The 255-nt window shown below is 44.3% G+C and carries 1 pseudogene; it reads left to right on the top strand.

Features of this window, described 5'->3' with window-relative positions:
- A pseudogene (locus I6E24_RS17045) lies at positions 1–158 on the top strand (molybdenum ABC transporter ATP-binding protein); the annotation flags it as partial.
- Positions 159–255 lie beyond the last annotated feature (97 nt).

Below are 255 nucleotides of genomic sequence, written 5' to 3' on the forward strand. Positions count from 1 at the left end.
GATGGCGGTTTGACTTCTCCGACATACTGAGGACATTCCTTGTAAGCCAGTACGGACAATGGAGAGAATACAAGGCTATGGACAAGACGGCACTCCGCAAGATATTGTACGGAAGAATTGACAGAATTGTAGAACTTGACAAACGACACCCAAAATGACAGCAGCAATGAACATAAGACAGACAGCGCAATCCATTGGACTTGCAGTATTCGCATTTCTGTTGCGCTGTTTCCTTTGGATAGTCAATATCCTTTG

Origin of the sequence: Bacteroides caecigallinarum (genome assembly GCF_021530995.1) — a bacterium.
Lineage (GTDB): Bacteria > Bacteroidota > Bacteroidia > Bacteroidales > Bacteroidaceae > Phocaeicola > Phocaeicola faecigallinarum.